The sequence below is a fragment of the Haloquadratum walsbyi C23 genome, from assembly GCF_000237865.1.
In the GTDB taxonomy this organism is placed as follows: domain Archaea; phylum Halobacteriota; class Halobacteria; order Halobacteriales; family Haloferacaceae; genus Haloquadratum; species Haloquadratum walsbyi.
In genome coordinates, this window is record NC_017459.1 from 456,752 (window position 1) to 474,069 (window position 17,318).

The 17,318-nt window shown below is 46.3% G+C and carries 18 protein-coding genes and 2 pseudogenes; 12 read left to right on the top strand and 8 right to left on the bottom strand.

From position 1 onward, the window contains the following. Positions 1-95: 95 nt before the first annotated feature. Entirely contained in the window at positions 96-2,003 is a 1,908-nt protein-coding gene (locus HQRW_RS02015) for a PINc/VapC family ATPase (protein ID WP_014555258.1), read from the top strand. Positions 2,004-2,450: 447 nt separating this feature from the next. On the opposite strand, the gene HQRW_RS02020 is transcribed toward HQRW_RS02015, so the two are convergent. Beyond that, a complete protein-coding gene (locus tag HQRW_RS02020) occupies positions 2,451-2,798 on the bottom strand; it encodes a MarR family transcriptional regulator (protein WP_011570653.1) in 348 nt (115 codons plus the stop codon). Between the two features lie 121 nt (positions 2,799-2,919). On the opposite strand from HQRW_RS02020, the gene HQRW_RS02025 reads away from it, so the two are divergent. The 4 genes from HQRW_RS02025 to HQRW_RS02040 all read left to right on the top strand — a co-directional run bounded on the left by HQRW_RS02025 (position 2,920) and on the right by HQRW_RS02040 (position 6,507). After that, positions 2,920-3,234 (top strand): EMC6-like membrane protein, encoded by a 315-nt coding sequence (locus tag HQRW_RS02025; RefSeq protein WP_011570654.1) that lies wholly within the window; start codon positions 2,920-2,922, stop codon positions 3,232-3,234. A 4-nt stretch (positions 3,235-3,238) separates the two neighbouring features. Next, on the top strand, positions 3,239-5,086 hold the full coding sequence (locus HQRW_RS02030; protein ID WP_014555259.1) for a ribosome biogenesis/translation initiation ATPase RLI: 1,848 nt from the start codon (positions 3,239-3,241) through the stop codon (positions 5,084-5,086). A 299-nt stretch (positions 5,087-5,385) separates the two neighbouring features. Further along, positions 5,386-5,844, top strand: coding sequence for a universal stress protein (locus tag HQRW_RS02035; protein ID WP_049892214.1), 459 nt, complete (start codon positions 5,386-5,388; stop codon positions 5,842-5,844). A gap of 252 nt (positions 5,845-6,096) precedes the next feature. Then, positions 6,097-6,507, top strand: coding sequence for a zinc ribbon domain-containing protein (locus HQRW_RS02040; protein ID WP_049891545.1), 411 nt, complete (start codon positions 6,097-6,099; stop codon positions 6,505-6,507). 21 nt (positions 6,508-6,528) lie between these two features. Here HQRW_RS02040 and HQRW_RS02045 read toward each other — a convergent pair whose 3' ends face one another. Next, positions 6,529-7,050 carry an archaemetzincin family Zn-dependent metalloprotease gene (locus HQRW_RS02045; protein ID WP_011570657.1) on the bottom strand — a complete coding sequence of 174 codons (522 nt, stop codon included), beginning with the start codon at positions 7,048-7,050 and terminating at the stop codon, positions 6,529-6,531. A 39-nt stretch (positions 7,051-7,089) separates the two neighbouring features. Between HQRW_RS02045 and HQRW_RS02050 the strand changes: the two genes are divergently transcribed. Both HQRW_RS02050 and HQRW_RS02055 read left to right on the top strand, forming a co-directional pair. Beyond that, complete coding sequence (locus HQRW_RS02050; RefSeq protein ID WP_011570658.1) at positions 7,090-7,503, top strand: UPF0146 family protein; 414 nt, start codon at positions 7,090-7,092, stop codon at positions 7,501-7,503. A gap of 136 nt (positions 7,504-7,639) precedes the next feature. Continuing rightward, positions 7,640-8,503, top strand: a complete 864-nt coding sequence (locus HQRW_RS02055; protein WP_014555261.1) for a TIGR01548 family HAD-type hydrolase — start codon at positions 7,640-7,642, stop codon at positions 8,501-8,503. Positions 8,504-8,807: 304 nt separating this feature from the next. Here the strand turns inward: HQRW_RS02055 and HQRW_RS02060 are convergent, their stop codons facing one another. After that, positions 8,808-9,446 (bottom strand): MBL fold metallo-hydrolase, encoded by a 639-nt coding sequence (locus HQRW_RS02060; protein ID WP_014555262.1) that lies wholly within the window; start codon positions 9,444-9,446, stop codon positions 8,808-8,810. 401 nt (positions 9,447-9,847) lie between these two features. Here HQRW_RS02060 and HQRW_RS02065 point away from each other — a divergent pair, with 401 nt between their 5' ends. The 3 genes from HQRW_RS02065 to HQRW_RS02075 all read left to right on the top strand — a co-directional run bounded on the left by HQRW_RS02065 (position 9,848) and on the right by HQRW_RS02075 (position 11,566). Continuing rightward, positions 9,848-10,024 (top strand): DUF5786 family protein, encoded by a 177-nt coding sequence (locus HQRW_RS02065; RefSeq protein WP_011570661.1) that lies wholly within the window; start codon positions 9,848-9,850, stop codon positions 10,022-10,024. A 174-nt stretch (positions 10,025-10,198) separates the two neighbouring features. Continuing rightward, complete coding sequence (locus HQRW_RS02070; protein ID WP_014555263.1) at positions 10,199-10,792, top strand: endonuclease dU; 594 nt, start codon at positions 10,199-10,201, stop codon at positions 10,790-10,792. Positions 10,793-10,867: 75 nt separating this feature from the next. Continuing rightward, positions 10,868-11,566 (top strand): uracil-DNA glycosylase, encoded by a 699-nt coding sequence (locus tag HQRW_RS02075; protein ID WP_014555264.1) that lies wholly within the window; start codon positions 10,868-10,870, stop codon positions 11,564-11,566. A 1-nt stretch (position 11,567) separates the two neighbouring features. Here the strand turns inward: HQRW_RS02075 and HQRW_RS02080 are convergent, their stop codons facing one another. Genes HQRW_RS02080 through HQRW_RS02090 form a run of 3 tightly spaced genes read right to left on the bottom strand, consistent with a single transcriptional unit; the run spans position 11,568 to position 14,470 of the window. Continuing rightward, positions 11,568-12,569, bottom strand: coding sequence for a PhnE/PtxC family ABC transporter permease (locus tag HQRW_RS02080; RefSeq protein ID WP_014555265.1), 1,002 nt, complete (start codon positions 12,567-12,569; stop codon positions 11,568-11,570). Continuing rightward, on the bottom strand, positions 12,566-13,456 hold the full coding sequence (locus HQRW_RS02085) for a phosphonate ABC transporter ATP-binding protein (RefSeq protein WP_014555266.1): 891 nt from the start codon (positions 13,454-13,456) through the stop codon (positions 12,566-12,568). Before HQRW_RS02085 ends, HQRW_RS02080 begins: the two co-directional genes overlap by 4 nt. A gap of 30 nt (positions 13,457-13,486) precedes the next feature. Continuing rightward, positions 13,487-14,470, bottom strand: a complete 984-nt coding sequence (locus tag HQRW_RS02090) for a phosphate/phosphite/phosphonate ABC transporter substrate-binding protein (protein ID WP_014555267.1) — start codon at positions 14,468-14,470, stop codon at positions 13,487-13,489. A gap of 109 nt (positions 14,471-14,579) precedes the next feature. Here HQRW_RS02090 and hisH point away from each other — a divergent pair, with 109 nt between their 5' ends. Together hisH and pheA are read left to right on the top strand one after the other, a co-directional pair. Next, the gene (gene hisH, locus HQRW_RS02095; protein WP_014555268.1) at positions 14,580-15,290 is read left to right on the top strand and encodes an imidazole glycerol phosphate synthase subunit HisH; all 711 of its coding nucleotides are present in this window, start codon (positions 14,580-14,582) and stop codon (positions 15,288-15,290) included. Between the two features lie 39 nt (positions 15,291-15,329). Then, positions 15,330-16,136, top strand: a complete 807-nt coding sequence (pheA, locus tag HQRW_RS02100; RefSeq protein ID WP_014555269.1) for a prephenate dehydratase — start codon at positions 15,330-15,332, stop codon at positions 16,134-16,136. Between the two features lie 122 nt (positions 16,137-16,258). On the opposite strand, the pseudogene HQRW_RS14765 reads toward pheA, so the two are convergent. Both HQRW_RS14765 and HQRW_RS14770 read right to left on the bottom strand, forming a co-directional pair. Beyond that, positions 16,259-16,585: pseudogene (locus HQRW_RS14765) on the bottom strand (IS1595-like element ISHti5 family transposase); the annotation flags it as partial. 189 nt (positions 16,586-16,774) lie between these two features. Further along, positions 16,775-17,293, bottom strand: a pseudogene (locus HQRW_RS14770) (transposase); the annotation flags it as partial. Positions 17,294-17,318 lie beyond the last annotated feature (25 nt).

The window sequence follows — 17,318 nt, forward strand, 5'->3', positions numbered from 1 at the left end:
AGGGAGATGAAACACGTTGATTTGACACCGCCCGGACGGGTCAAAGCCCGATGTGATGTCACATCCTTATCCCGCTGCCACACTAAATAGTTCATATGAAAGTAGTTCCGGACACGAGCGCGGTCGTTGACGGTCGCGTGTCCGAACGCGTTGAGTCGGCAGAAACGGCGACAATCGTTGTTCCAGAGGTCGTCGTTGGTGAACTTGAATCGCAGGCAAATGATGGACGTGAGACTGGGTGGGATGGACTTGAGGAGCTACAGCAACTTGCATCCCTTGCTGATGCTGGAAACGTTGATGTGCAATATGTCGGTGATGGGAACGCTCAAAATGAACTGACAAACGGTGATGCTGCATCAATTCGTGACGGTCCCGCTGATATTGATGCTATTATCCGTGATGTGGCTGATGTTGAGAATGCAACACTTCTTACGAGTGATGTTGTCCAATCAGAGGTTGCAAAGGCAAAAGGAATTACTGTTGAGTATGTTGAGCCTCGTCCCCGTGGGACTGCATCAACATCAGGTGATCTTGCTGTCGAGGATTTCTTTGATGAGCAGACAATGTCTGTTCATCTTAAAACAGATACTATCCCAAAGGCAAAGCGTGGAGCGATTGGTGATATGCATTATCAGCAGATTGCTGAGTCTCCCACCGATGAGCCAACAATGAAAGAGTGGGCGGATGATATTGAAGCTACAGCACGGAGCAGTTCTGATGGATTTGTTGAGCTCAGTGAACCAGGAATGAAAATCGTTCAATTCCGCGATTATCGCATTGCTGTTGCTCGACCACCATTTGCGGATGGAATCGAGATTACCGCGGTCCGTCCGATTGTCAAGACTGAACTTGATGATTATGAGTTTGCGGATGACCTTCGGGAGCGACTTGAAGCTAAACAACGCGGCGTCCTCATCTCTGGGTCACCGGGAGCTGGAAAATCAACATTCGCACAGGCGGTCGCGGAGTTTCTGACAGACAGCGATTATGCTGTGAAGACAATGGAGAAGCCCCGTGATCTTCAAGTCGGTAGTGACGTGACACAATACACTGCACTCGGTGGTGATATGGCAAAAACAGCCGATTCATTGCTACTTGTTCGACCGGATTATACCATCTATGATGAAGTCCGGAAAACAAAAGATTTCAGTGTATTTGCTGATATGCGATTGGCTGGTGTTGGGATGGTCGGTGTTGTCCATGCAACGGAGGCAATCGATGCACTTCAACGACTTGTTGGTCGTGTCGAACTTGGGATGATCCCGCAAGTTGTCGACACAGTGGTATATATTGAAGATGGTCATGTTGAAACCGTCTATGATGTCACAACAGAGGTAAAAGTTCCAGAAGGGCTTGCGGCTGAGGACCTCGCACGACCAGTTATTCAAATATCAGACTTTGAAACAGATATTCCAGCGTATGAGATTTATACATTTAATCGGCAAGTTATCACGGTACCATTGGATGGTGAATCAAGTAATGAAGAAACTGGAGTTGGACGACTTGCACGACAGGAGATCGAGCGAGAAATCCGCTCAATTGCGCGTGGGCATGTCGATGTTGAGCTAAAAGGACAGAATGATGCTATTGTATATGTTGAGGAAGATGATATCTCATATGTAATTGGCAAGGGTGGTGGACGCATCGCTGATGTCGAAGATCGCCTTGGAATTGATATTGATGTCCGAACACACGAAGAAAACCCATCAAATCATCGAGGCGATGGGGGCAGCTCCCAAGGAACCGCCTCAAGTGATAGTAATCCCCGTGACACTGCGGATGACACGATGACAGTCACGCCTGAGGTCACATCCAGGCATGTAGTCGTTCGACTTGACGAACATGTTGGTGAGACTGTTGAAATTCGCGCAGATAATGAGTATCTGTTCACAGCAACCGTTGGTCGCGGGGGAGATATTCAAGTCTCACGTGGAAGCGCCATTGCTGATGATCTTGAGACAGCCATCGACCGTCGAGCACAAATTACCGTTCATCCGACATGACACGCCCTAACTGACAAATCTAGTCTCTACAAATAAAACCAAGGCGAGTGTTTAGTGATTAACGCAACTTTTTGATGAACTGATTCACTAATTCGATACGAGAGGACTATTCTGACTGATGTATGTCAGTTAAGCACCCACTTCTTCTGTGAATTACTGTGCCCCCGAGGTACTTCACCATTGCTGGCGCAGGACACTACTCAAGATTGGCACGTTTGATCCTGCTTCTATCGCATCATTCGATAAGTTGTGAGAAATCATCCGAAGAAACATTATCCATGTTCATATCCTTCGAAAATATCTGATAGAATAACTAAAAGATGTACAACACTCACAAGTATTGACGAATAATAGTGTGATTCGCTCACAAATCGAAACCACTAGTTACAACAGTATACCTGCATCTATCTCAGCGTTATTTGATCACGCGTATATATGGCAATTAATTCACTCAGCATGACGAGGTTCGACTTCTGAGTCCGGCTCTGAATCTGATTCTGAATCTGATAGCGATGACGTTGAACCTGATTCACCACCGTCAGTGCTAGTCGCTGCCTTCGGAACAGCCTCTGTAAGCTGATATAAATTCTGTCGTGCGTCTGCAAAGTAGACGTCCTCATCCACAATATCAATATCTTCGAGTCGTTCAAGCGCGTAGCGGACCGTCCGCGCCGAAAGCATCGATTCTTCGACAATCCCCTTCTGCGTGAGGGGACCACTATATTCGAGCACTTTAAATACCAGCTTTGCACTCGGTGGGAGGTCATCAAGCCTCTCCTCCTCTCCCTTAGCCATTATACGATAACGAGGTAATGAATCGGCATAAACCTTCGCGAGTCGTGTGCAAAAAGCTCAGCATTGCTGTCGACACCTGTGGAACGAACGGCTTTTGACGTCCGATAGTAGATATAACTGTATGGCTACGGAAACGGGTCGCAACCTGTCTGGTCACCTTCGAGGGATCACAGTGACGACGCTTGCCTGTCTTGCTGGCGTCGGCGCTGCGATTACATCTGGACAGGTTATTGGTACCAGCGTTGCTGCTGCTGGAAGTCAACAAACGCTAATATTGGTGGGTGCGTTTGTGCTACTTCAGTTCCCAGTGTTGAAACTCGCTGGTATTGATGTGAACGAATTCGGCGCGAAGGACCATCTTTATGTGGTGTTCATGACATTTACACTGTGGTTCATCACATTCAGCATTCTTTTGACTGAAGGAGTTACGCTGTAAATCAATGGCGGACGATAGCATTGCTGTTGTTGATCTTGATCGATGTCAACCTGATCGTTGTAATTACGAGTGTGCAAACTACTGTCCGCCGAATCGAACGGGTAAAGAATGTATTGTTACCCGTAGTGATTATTACGACGATGATGAACCATTCGACGGAGACCCAAATCAAATTCGCATTTCAGAGGAGGTTTGTCTTGGTGAGAGCTGTGGTATTTGCGTTGAGAAATGTCCCTTTGACGCCATCGAGATAATTAATCTTCCAGTTGAACTTGAGGACGATCCCGTTCATCGGTACGGTGAAAATGCGTTTGCGCTCTATGGATTACCGGTTCCTGACCCTGGTACAGTAACAGGTATTCTCGGACCGAATGGAATTGGCAAGACGACCGCTGTTCGTGCGCTTGCCGGTGAGTTAGTTCCAAATCTTGGTGAGTATACCGCAGAAGCAGCTGAGACGGCAACATGGGATGCTGTTCTTGATCGATATCGTGGAACGAAGCTACAAACATATATCGAGCGAATACGCTCTGATGATATTTCTATTGCGCAAAAGCCACAATATGTAGATCAAATCCCCGGACAGTTTGACGGAACAACCGGTGAACTGCTTGAATCAACAGATGAACGGGGTGCGCTTGATTCATATATTGATCGTCTTGACATTCGTCCGGTTATTGATCAACCATTATCCACATTATCTGGAGGTGAACTTCAGCGCGTTGCACTTGCAGCAACACTTGCTCGTGACCGTGACTTCTATTTCCTTGATGAAGTCTCACCGTATCTTGATATCGGTCAACGTGTGACTGCTGCTCGATTAATTCGTGAACTTGCCGAGGATGCTAATCGTGCTGTCTTAGTCGTTGAACATGACCTTGCAATCCTTGATTTACTTGCAGATTCATTACATGTTGCTTACGGTGAACCCGGTGCCTTCGGTGTTATTACCGACCCGAAGTCTGTTCGTAATGGGATTAATGAGTATCTCAAGGGATTCCTCTCAAATGAGAACATGCGGATTCGTCCAGATAAAATTGAATTTCAGGAACACGCCCCACGCAAAACAGCGAAATCGACACCACTTATTGAGTATCCAGCAATATCAAAGTCATATGGCACTGATGAGTTTTCACTTGAGGTTGAATCTGGCACAATCTATGAGTCGGAGGTTCTTGGTGTGGTGGGACCAAATGGAATCGGGAAATCAACGCTTGCGAAATTATTCACTGGTGCACTTGAATCGGATCCGGACAGTCAATCACTCTCATTCCAGCTTGATATCGCATACAAACCGCAGTATATCGAAATAGATCAACCGATGCGTGTTGATGCATTCCTCTCATCAATCACAAATGATTTTGGTACCTCATATTGGAAAACCGAGATTTCACAACCACTGCAATTAGAGCAGATTATGGAACGTAATCTTGATGACCTCTCTGGCGGTGAGAGACAGCGTGTCGCTATTGCAGCATGTCTATCTGATGATGCTGACCTGTATGTCATGGATGAACCATCCGCGCATCTCGATGTTGAGCAGCGAGTTCAAGCAACATCGGCCATCCGGCGCTATGCTGAGAATAATGACGAAACCGTCCTTGTTATTGATCACGATATTTACATGATTGATTTACTTGCCGATCGATTAATGGTATTTGACGGTCAGCCCTCGGAGTATGGACATGCAAGTGCTCCACAGGAAATGCGTGCAGGAATGAATGACTTCCTTTCGGATCTTGATATTACCTTCCGCCGCGATGAACGAACACAGCGCCCACGAATTAATAAACCAGGATCCCAGTTAGATCGAAGACAAAAACAACAAGGCGAGTACTACTACGCCCCATAATGCCTTCTCTGTATTAGAAATCGATTAACTGAGTTAATTTATGGGTGGGTAGCTCAAAGGTCTAAGCATCAGACCGAGAAGAATAGCAATTAGCTCATTATTGCTCTTCAAATAACTATTCTATACTACATGGCATAGTACCAGAGGCGATACTCGAGAATATAAATGGAATATATCTGGACTAACACGGGGCTGATTAATAATTTGATTTATATGTCGGTGTATTATTATACTATAGAGTATCTATCATTTCTCGAAATAAACATATTAGACTAAAGTAAATATAAAAAATAGATATGATGAATTATCTTGTCGCCGTTGATGGTTCTGAGTCCAGTATGGATGCAATTGAACATGCTGTCGATCTTATCACGCAGACTGGCGGTTCATTATTGATCGTGCATGCCGTCGAGGCACGAGTCCTTGTTGATGATGCTGAAAGTGTGGGAGCAGCCCCAACGAATACTGAAGTGGGCGATCGGATATACACAGAGGATATTACTGACGCCGAAGCGCGTGGTAAATCAGTATTAGCAGATGCCGAAGAAACAATTGAGGTTGGCGATGACGTTGATATTGAGACCACGCTGCTGTATGGTGACCCTGTTGAGTGTATCAGTAGTCATGCAACTGAGATTGCTGTCGATGGCATTATTGTTGGTCACCGGTCGCTCTCAGGACGCGTCGAAGGTCTTGTCGGGAGTGTTGCAAAAGGACTCGTGGAGCGTGCCTCTGTACCTGTCACCGTTGTCAAATGACTATCCGGTATGATCTGAGGTATCATTGGGAAACGAGTCTTAGATGGGATATTGAATATATGCGTCGCATGAGTCTGAATAATAGCATCAATCACTCGCACACGTCTACGAGCGATTGAACAACCGCCGCACGGCGGTAGGACTATCGTGAGAAGCTTGCGCACTGGTACACACGAGAGTGCGACGCGGTATTCCTCGAAGACTTGGACGTGGTCTCAATGATGGGACAGGAACAGCCGCAATATTGCTGCAATGTCGTGGTATCAGACAATCAAAACCTTTGAGCGCCACGGCGAGAGGAATGGATGCCGCGTCGTACTCGTTAACCCTGAGAGAACGACCAAACAGTGCGCTAACTGTGGCGTCGGAACTGAGAAGCCACCCTGGGTTCGTGAGCATTCCCGTCCGAGCTGTGGGTTCACGACTGACCGCGACCACAACGCGTCGCTGGAAACCCATCAGCGTGGGTTAGAGAAACTGGGAGTGGTGATTGAGCAGTCAGAGTTAGGGCTGAGACAGTCCGAATTAATGTCTGTAGAGACTGGTGTCACTGCGAGCAGGCGTCGTCGGGACGCACTGCTTGCAAACACCGTCGTAGAAGCAGAAAATTCAAACCCAGAAGTTGGAAGCCCTACCCTCACCGAAGCCGCCTCTGGTGGCTGAGTAGAGTGGGGTAGTTCACCGTTAGTATAACAGTCGATTACAACTTCCGCAAAGATTCTCTTCTTTTACATCGACCTCACGAACGGTCGGCGAGAATGACATCACACATTTGCTGTTATCACAGTGTTCTAATCCGAATGTATGACCGATTTCATGTACAACCTCCTTTCGGATACGGTCTGCAAACACTGCATCTGGTGATTTAGACTTGAGTCCACCATCAGACGATGTTTGAAGTCGATATGTTGAGATAACCGACCCATTACCATTGAGATATGCAAGTCCAAACACGTAATTTCGGCGGCGATAATAAAGATCTTCAGCAGTAATACCAATGTTTTTTTCACCACTTCCAATACGACTCGCTAATTCAATGAACTGCTCGGCACGGTACTGGCTCCGACTATGGTCGAACGCGCCGTCAGGGATTGATTGCTCTTCATGTACTGTTACGTCGCACTCATAGACGCCTCGCAGCGCTGCGGATGCTTCCCGCTTTACTTGCGCTGGAAGGTCCCCGATTGGCACGATGTCGACAAGCATAGACATGATTAAGTACGGTGGTATGATAAATATCCCGCCGTGCATTCACTGGCACAAGACGCTCTCGTTGAGCGGTTTTCATCATATACATCTGCTGTTGAGGTCGGCATTGGAAATCGACCAGCTGTCGCTGCCGCATTGGTCTCATGTGGTGTTGATATCGTAGCTACTGATATTGTCTCGTGTCCAGTTCCACCCACGGTGACATTTGCTTATGATGATATCGTCACTACAAGTGAACAGCGTGCTCCAGACTCGGTCTACGATGTTGAGTTGGTATATGCATTAAATCTCCCACCAGAACTACATCGACCATTTCGAGATGTTGCCGATACCGTCGGGGCAGACTGCCGACTTACGACGCTTGGATATGATGCTCCGATTGTTCCTTGTCATCCGGTTTCACTTCCTGGTGGAGAAACGCTGTATATTGTTGAGTCGGAATCTAGCTAATCACAATAATAATTAAACAGACTAACATCGGTGTTAGCTGGATAGTGCTCGATTCTAGCATAGTCAACTCCAATATGATCACTAATTAAAACTTGGAACAAACAGCGCTAAGTCCACCGCTCATACGAATTATAGTATGGATGCAGACGCGGTTGTACTCGATATTGATGGTGTTCTTATCGACGTCTCACAGTCATATCGGCGAGCAATCGTTGATACTGTTGATCGATGTTATAATCAAACAATCAAGCGGACAGACATACAGGAGTTCAAAAATGCTGGTGGATTCAATAACGACTGGGATGTGACCAATGCTGTTGCGTTATATATCCTCACAACACGTCATGAATCGGTTAGTGTCGACCAATTTACTACCCAAATTGCTGCTCATGGTGGTGGGCTTGAATCAGCACTGACCGTTGTTGATAATTATCTGAGTACTGTTGACTACGAAATGGTATTGGATGCATGGAACAGCGACCGTCTCCGTGATATGTTTCAGGCACTCTATCTCGGGAGTGAGCGATATCGTGAACTCGAAGACGGCGAGCCACCTATTGACACACAGGGATATATTACCGATGAGCCTGTCATCATTGAGACTGAAACGGTAGACCTGCTTCGAGAAACGACTAAAATCGGCATTCTCACTGGTCGCCCAGCGGCTGAAGCCTCAATCGCGCTTGATCGCGTGCAGTTTTCAATCCCCTCATCACATCAATTTACTATGGACGACTGGGAGGAAGGGAAACCACATCCACGGGCATTGCAGATGCTCGCAGATCGACTTGAAGCAAATACAATTGTTTTCGTCGGAGATACTCTTGATGATATTAAAACAGCTGTTAACGCTAATATGGCTGATAGTAGTCGGACATATCATGGAGTTGGAGTTCTCACCGGTGGACTTAGTGGCGATGCTGGGCGAGATGCATTTATCTCTGTTGGCGCACATACTGTCATCGACTCAGTGAATGATATCTCCGATCTCGTTCAATGAGAGTTGATATATACTGTATTTATCCCTGAATATTCCGAGTGGATTCAAAATTATTGATGATTTATTTGATCAAATAATCATAGGATGGCTTGGTCTTCGCACTGATATTATGATGATTCATGCTTATAATTTCTCTGAGGTATTCCAGCGTTGAATGAAGACGCTTACTGGAAGACTACGAATCGAGTCCTAGTTCTGGTCAAGATCCTTCAGTTACAAAATAACGTCTAAGCTCCTTCTTCAAGAAAGCCGCGTCAGCGGTTGAGTAGAGCGGGGTAATTCATTATACCCGTCGACAAGAAGATCAGTTATTAGGGTATTTTAATTTACGACGCTCAGCACGCATAAGCGCGCGTTCAATAATAGTTTTGACACTATCTATAGTATCATCTTCAGGTGATCCATAATAGACGTCACCATGTCCTGCATATAACTCATTAACAGTCTGTGGGAGTCGTTCAAGCAGTCGCTGTAAGCTTGTGATGAGTCGCTCACGCGATTGACCAGTCATATCCGTTCGTCCAAAACTCCCGTCATCAAAAGCACCATCATTGTATACGACGACATCGCCACTGAAGACGCGCGTATTACCGACAAATGCAACATGATCTGATGCATGACCAGGTGTGTAAACAACCTCAAATGGCTCATCCCCAATTTCAACAGTATCACTATCTTCGAGAGTGCTATCCCGACGAGGGTGATCACTGTACGCATATAGCTCTGCATCAAATTTATTAAGGATGGAATCAAGCTTAGCCACATGATCGGTATGCTGATGTGTTAAATAAACAGCTTCAAGATCATCTACGATATTATCGATGATATCGACGGCTCCAGGCATTGCACCAGCGTCAATTAAGACCGGTCGGTCGCCGGAGACAAGATATGCATTGCATGTGAATACCTCAGCGTCTGCTGTAATTGCGTGTACATCCGTCATATATCCTCATTTGAGCGGAGATGTTGTTCAGTCTTCGGCTTGGTCTCCTTGCTTTCAGTATGCGTGAGCCATCTTGTCTCTAATTTTGATATTCATCATAATCGAGTATGACCCTAGACCCTATTTGTCTATGAATGCAAGCGTCGAGACCATCACGTCCCGTGATTTCCATGACCAGGACCATGACCAGAACGGGAGACAACCGCTATCGATCATCCGGGCTGTAATATATAATATATCATAAGATATGTTGAAGAGTTCATATATGTACAGTTATTCTATGTGGGGTCTCGATAGTATATCATATATCTGAGTAAATCAACACATGGTTGTATACACAGCGAATCAATCACGAGACTCTGCGGTCCATTTTTATATCTTCATATTATATTATTTAATGTATGGGATTCGGGAGCTACGACGAGTCCGAGCAAGAAAATCAAGATTTCGAGACTGATCTCGAGGATGACGATGGTGTCTCGACCTCCCAGTCAGATCACAGTGGTGAGGTCGAATATGAGATTGGTGCCTCGAATGATGAGCTGCTCAATCGTCTCAAGGATATTAAAGATAATTAATTGGCAGTTGGAAGTATAGACATACGAACCACACTAACGGGGAACACTCGGCACAGTCCACCTTCTTTATTTATTATTGATCGATGAATATACGTAATATATGTTCTTAGTGTTCGTACTACTATCAGCGAATATATTATCGAAAGTAGATATATCAAGTAGTTAGACACGTATATGACGAGTATTAAGCCTGGAACACGCGCACTCGGCATTGCTGAATCGACTGCTGAACATACAAATAAATGCGTCATCGGTGGTGCGGTCGTCCGCCGGGACCGTGTTACAGACGGGTTTGCATTTTCCAGCGCTACAGTCGGGGGCGTTGATGCGACATCGGCAATGCAGACAATAATTACTGAACTCTGTCGTCCGGATATTCAGTATGTCTTACTTTCCGGAGTCGCCCCAGCGTGGTTCAATCTTATTGATATTTTCTCACTTGCACACGCAGCGGAGTGTCCAGTGATTGCAGTCTCCTATGAGCAGAGCACTGGACTTGAATCAGCACTACGGAAGCATTTTGAGGATAATGCGCTGGAGCGACGATTAACGCAATATGAAAAACTCCCAGACCGTGAGCAGTTGACAATAGCAGCAGATAGCTCTGAGAATAATAGAAATGATGACAATACGTTATTCTTTAGAGCGGTCAATATCGACGTGTCAACGGCTAAGACGGTTATCCGGGCGTACACACCGGTTGGAGGTCGTCCTGAACCAGTTCGTGTTGCCCGACTTGCTGCTCGAGGCGCTCGACAGTGGAGTTAATAAGATAATTCATGTTTATGAAGTCACTCATCGACTGACCGTTATGTGTAAATTTCTACCGTTCAGGTCTGTAGTATGACTGGTGATGATAATCACGATCAAGATACCAGCAGTGATCTCAATACTGCGACTGATGCGCCGGGGTCGGCATCAACGGTAAATGGGCTTGATGTCACTGCTTGTAAACGCTGTCAAGGGCTCGTTGAGTCACGCTCACAAATTGTCAACGGAGTCGGACCTGCTGACGCTGAGTTAGTGTTTATTGGTGAAGCGCCTGGTGCGAACGAAGATGAATATGGTGAGCCATTTGTTGGGCGCTCAGGAGATGTTCTTGATGACGCTCTTAATGAAGCTGGCGTCAGTCGTGATTCCATTCGTATCACTAACTGTGTCCGGTGCCGACCGCCAGAGAACCGAAATCCAACTACTGAAGAGCTTTCAAACTGTCGCAGATATCTTGAGCATGAACTTTCAGCTCTCAATCCAGCGGTTATCGTCACACTTGGAAAGGTGCCTTCTGAGCATTTACTTGATCGCCAGATTGCAGTAACAACAGCTGCTGGTGATGTCACTGATATTCGATTAGGTGATCAATCATATCGAGTTATCATATCTGTTCATCCTGCAGCAACGCTATATGACCAGAGTCAATCAACGACATTTGTTGATACAATCAAAAGCGCAGCGTCACTTGCTGGCGTACAGAGCGATATTGATAATCCGACTGATACAACGTCCGGTGGTCAATCTCGACTTGGAGAATATGAAGACTGACTCAGTCAGTTGTTCGCCCAAGCCACCGGTCAGGATCACCAAGCTCGCGAATTGATTGGACCAATCCCTTTGCATCGTGCTCGGACGGACGGAGTCGGGCACGAAGCCGCGATGAGAGTAGTTCGATTGAAAGAACAAGTATGAGAAGAGTCACAAGCCCGGCTCCAGCACGGAATGAATTGAACAGATTGAGATTTTGTTGTATATACTGTCCGAGTCCACCAGCCCCTACAACACCCAATGAGATTGCGATTCGAGTATTGATTTCAAGAATATACAATGTCCAGGCGACAAACGATGATGACACCTGTGATAACATTCCAAAGTTTATTACCTGAACTCGGGAAGCACCGGTGGATCGGATTGCCTCAATCGGTCCGTCATCGATCTCTTCGAGCTCATCTGTAAATAATCGACCAAGGTTACCAATAGTATCCGTTGCGACGGCAAGCATTGCTGTTAATGGTGAAAGTGGCACAAGCGCGGCATAGATAAATACCCAGACAAGTGCTGGGATCGCTCGAATTGCCGACATTACTCCTCGAAACACAAAATTAAACGGAAACGGGGTGACACGCTCCGACCCAAGGACACCAAAGAAGAGAGCAAATGGGAATCCGAGTATTGTTCCGACCGCACCAATCGTTAGTGTCATTACGACTGCAGAAATGATGAGACTACTCCGGAGTGAACTAATTGTTGTGACGATTGATCCAGGGTGAGTCACACTTGCAATAATCGCAGCAAGACCGCTGATATTATTATTCTGTGTATAAAATGTCAAATCAACGAAATTTGGCTGTACATATTTGATAAGTTCAGCAGCAAAGAACTCAAACTGTGCAAAGCGAATAAGTTCAGGCACAGGGCGAGCACCGAGAAATCCAGTCCCAAAGTAGACAGCACCGACAGCAAGTGTAACCGCGATACTCCAGAATATACGACGAATGAGAACTGCACGCTCTATTCGAGAAAGGATCTCATCGAGTGTATCTGTGCTCATAACTGTGCCTCCCCAGTATCGGTTTCAGTATCAGTGTCAGTGTCAGTGCCAGTGCTATGGTCACGACCGGAAGTGGTCTCCATATCGGAGGATACGCTGGTATCATCTGGTTTGGTCAATCCCTCCCCTTGACCTTCGATATCTCCGTGACTGACAGGAGTACTCTCAGAACCAGCATAATATAGATCATCGATAACATCCATTGACAATTCCGCACGGGATCCATCAAAGATGACTGTTCCATCACGAACACCAATAAATCGATCTCCAAATTCACGGGCAATATTGACCTGATGAAGGCTTGCGACTGTTGTGAGTTCGCGCTCACGTGCGGCTTGTTTCATATATCTCATCACATCTCGGGCTGCTTTTGGATCAAGACTTGAGACAGGTTCATCGGCTAAAAGCAATGATGGATTTTGCACGAGTGCTCGGGCAATCCCAACGCGCTGCTTTTGTCCGCCAGACATCGTTCCTGCGCGTTGTTCTGCATCTTTAAGAAGCCCAACTGTGTCAAGCGCACGAAGTGCAGCACGTTTATCATCTGTTTGATTGAGTGTGAGAATACTCTTTAAATTGGTTGTCCGTGAAAGTGCGCCTGTCAGTGCATTCCGATACGCCGATAGCGACTCAATAAGATAGTGCATCTGAAACACCATACCCACATCACTACCAGACTCTGAAACAGGAGAACCACCAATCTGGGCGGTTCCCGTCGTTGGTTCTGTCAACCCATTTAGAATTCGAAGCAGTGTTGACTTTCCAGCGCCAGATGGTCCAAGAATGACAACAAATTCACCTGCGGTAATTTCAATTGAAACGTCATCGAGTGCAATTGTGTCTTCACCAAACAATTTTGTAACATTCTGCAGTGAGATATGTGGCATAGTGAATTAATTTATTCGTCAGAAAGGGGATTAAGAGTCAAGAAGATCGGTAGTAACACCAAGTTCACTTGCCACCTCAACAACTGGCTGATATGTATCATCATCTGCTTCACGTACATCACTAAACCACAGGTCATCTTCGGTATCTGACTCTCCATCTTCGCCGAAGTATATCGACTCACTGGCAGTGAGTAATGCATCTTTCACAGCCGTTTGTTCGTCTGCTGAGAGTTCTGGACTCACAACGATTGGTGCTCGAGGGATGTCAGTCGTTGTTTCAACATATCGAAAACCATCCTTCAACTCACGGTTATCATCGAGTGTAATAAACTTCCCAACACCAGCAGCAGCAACCTGTCCTCGCTCAAGCGCAGCAAATGCCTCCGCATGACTTGAGAATTGCGGGGTAAACGATGCATCCCCGGTATCGGTTGGAAGGTTTCCAATGCTTAATCCAGCTTGTTTAAGCATGAATAATGGATATAATGCACCAGAAGCCGATAACCGGTCTGCAAACGCAACTCGCTCATTTTCAAGATCAGAGAGTGATTCTATCGAAGAATCTTCTCGCGTTGCAATAACCGATGCATATGTCCATGACCCATAACCATACCGCTGTAAAATGATATTACATCGATCATTATCAACGCCGAGTGCTGCAGCGAACGGTCCAGTCTCAGCGATATCTCCAGTTCCTCCGGCGAGACTTTGGAGAACGGCACTGTATCCCGCTGCATATCGAAGCGTTGCAGTTTCAACCGGAAGCTCATTTTCGAGAGTGGTCCTGACTGGGGCATACTGTGCTTCCATCAGTTGTTGTGGTTCACTCGGTGACATGTAGAACGTTGCCCGATTGTCATCGAAAGGAACTGAGTCTGACGTTGTTGTGGCTGTTGTTTGATCGGCACTGTCGGTATTGTTATTGCTATTGTTGGTTGACCCAGTGCATCCGGCTACAAGACCGACTGTGCTGACTGCACCAATACCTTGGAGGAACCTGCGTCGAGACGACATCAGTACTGGTTATTCGTCAGTCAATGTCGTTAAATATGTTGTATTAGTCATGAGATTGAAGTATAATATTTAATTAACTCACTTTTCGGCGATATCAATTATATACGTCATGAGTGTTATCATCCAATTTGTCTATGTCAGAAACAACTTTAGCAATGTATGTGAAAATTTCTGTGTGAGCACTCAAACAACTGCAGATATTATACTTGTTGATTATGGGCTTGGAAATCTCCGGTCAGTGACGCGAGGATTAGAGCGCGCCGGAGCATCAGTGACGCTTTCGACCGATCCAGAGACTCTCGCTGATGCGGATGGCATTGTTCTTCCAGGTGTTGGGGCATTCAGCGAAGGAATGGAAAATGCAGGTCCATTTCGAAACGCACTTGCTGCTGCTGTTGACCGTGGTCAACCGGTTTTTGGCATCTGTCTCGGAATGCAAATGCTTCTGACGAGCAGTGAAGAAGCCGACCACGCTGGCGAAGGAGAAGTGAAAGGGCTTGATTTTATCTCTGGACGGAATCGTCGTTTCGATGGTAATCAGAAGGTTCCTCACATGGGATGGAACGAACTTTCGATTAGCCGCGAACACCCACTTGTTGATGATGTTGATGGGAAATATGCATATTTTGTGCACTCGTACTATGCTGACCCTGATGACTCAAATGCGGTTGTCGCAACAGCTGATTATGCGGGTGAATTTCCTGCAGTTGTTGCTGATGAGTCAGGTTCCGTCTTTGGAACACAGTTTCATCCTGAGAAATCCGGAGAAACAGGATTGCAAATTCTCAAAAACTTCGTTGAATTTTGTCGGACTGCGTGAGTCCGAGAACTTTTCTTACCTCCTCAAGTAGAAATTGCCATGCAAATAGTCACGCTCGGACCAGCAGGGACATATTCACACCGGGCTGCCCGCGCTGTTGATAATAATGTTGGATTCAAAGAATCGGTCTCTGCGATAGTCGCCGCTGTTGATACTGAAGAGTACGAACGTGGTGTCGTTCCGATTGAAAACAGTATCGAAGGGAGCGTTACTGAAACACTCGATTCAATTGCTGACAGTGACGTAGCAGTTACACAGGAGATTGTCACGCCAATTCGACATGCACTCCTTGCACAATCATCAGAGTTTGAATTAATCGCCTCACACTCACAGGCACTCGCGCAGTGTCGATCATATCTCGAAGATACCTATCCTGACGTGCGCGCTGAAGCGGTTGCAAGCACAGCTCGTGGCGTTGAGCGCGCTCGTGAGGACCCGGGTGTCGCTGGAATTGGTCATCCAGATAACGCGGGTGACATATTAACCGTTATTTCAGAGGATATCCAAGATCGGTCATCAAATGCAACACGATTCTTTGTTGTTGCTCCTGAGACTGAGCGTGTGACAGCTGGTGGACGCTCAACAGTTGTCGTCTATCCAAATGCGAACTACCCCGGACTATTATTAGAGCTACTGGAGGCATTTGCTGATCGTGATATTAATCTCTCACGTATTGAGTCCCGACCGAGTGGAAATCGACTGGGCGACTATTTGTTTCATATTGACTTTGAAGCTGGATTGTATGAATCGCGAGCTCAAGAGGCACTAAAGTCGATTGAATCAATCGCAACTGATGGATGGGTCAAGCGACTTGGGTCATATGACCGTCGACATGTTGTTGAATGATATCTTATCTGTGTAGTTCAACTGAATCTCACTAATGGCATGAGATCTCAGCGTCCACAACCCTGATTTCGACTTCATTTTTACGCTCATATGTAGAAATAAATACTTAGGATTTTCTCAGGTCAACGGTCTGTATTGAGTGTGAAGCTGAAGAAGTTCAGATAGCCCTGTAAGTGGTGTTTCGAGAAGCCTCGGAACCTTCGCAACCAGTTGAGAAGGAAGTTGTGGCGGTTCTCACAGCTGTTTGTGTAAGCATCACCTACGACGTAATCGTCGTCGTGATTAATAACGAGATGACCATCAATCTCGTCGTGCTCGTCGATTCCGTCGTAGATGCTGCACTAATCTATGCAGAGAATCGCCAGACCGTCTTCATCGCCGCATTCAATGATGTCCTCGTCTACGTTTTCAAGATCCTCACGAATAAGAAACCGAACTCGTCCGTCGGATAGTGATTTAACAAACTTCTGTGTGAACTGATTCACTAATTCGATGCGAGAGAATTATTCTGACTGATGAACGTCTAATACTGTTGGCTATAGTCACGCGAAGGATTTCGGCACCCCGGGGTGTCGGAAATCTCCACGTAGTTATAGCCAGCAGTATAATTAAGCAGCCAGCTTTTCTGTGAACTACTAGCGGACGAGTGTCACGACTGGCGGTTTGTCTGACTCGAAGGGTTCCCGTCCGTTTTTTAGCCCACGGTCACGCGGCTCATCCTGGTTGAGACCGTTCTCACCAGCCACAACGTAGATCTCGTCAGATTCGCAGACACCAGTGAGATCAAACTCTGGATCATCATCAAGAGCGTCTTAGACTTCATGCAAGAAGTCCAAGACTGTCTAACACGTTCGGTCAAGTTCTTGAACAGTTTTCTCTGTCGTGGACTCTTCCATCTCCCGAATGATGTAGAACATTTCCGGGATAGAAAGCTGATGATCCGGAAAAATTGTCTCGGTAAGATCGTTGAAAATACTATCACAGTGGTGACAGCGATAGCGTTGAACGTCTTTCCGCGTCGTTCCTTTCTTGATTGTGTCCGCACTGCGGCAGTGCGGACACGTCACCCCATCTGGCCATCGATGTTCATGGAGATATTTCAGACAATCTCCCTTGTCAGGCAGAAAGACTTTGTTGACACTTTCTCTGCTGACCATCTTGAGACCAGTTACGAACTCCGTC